Raw genomic sequence first — 240 nt, forward strand, 5'->3', positions numbered from 1 at the left:
CGGGCACGAGGTCCGCGCCGATTTCGTCGCGCTCATTGGCGATGGCCCAAAGGCGTCCGGTCTTCGGTTCCCACTGAAGGCCCGTCGGATTGCGGATGCCCGAAGCGTAAATGCGGCTGCCGCCCGTGGCGATATCAACTTCGAGCACGTCCGCGCGGCGATATTCGACGTCGAGCCCGTTCTCGCCGACATTGCTGTTCGATCCTACGCCCACGTAGAGCTTCTTGCCGTCACGGCTGG

General features: G+C 64.2%; 1 pseudogene. It reads right to left on the reverse strand.

Features of this window, described 5'->3' with window-relative positions:
- Nucleotides 1-240: pseudogene (locus tag SB816_RS34590) on the reverse strand (sorbosone dehydrogenase family protein); the annotation flags it as partial.

The organism is Achromobacter sp. SIMBA_011, from assembly GCF_046535435.1.
In the GTDB taxonomy this organism is placed as follows: Bacteria; Pseudomonadota; Gammaproteobacteria; order Burkholderiales; family Burkholderiaceae_B; genus Achromobacter; species Achromobacter dolens.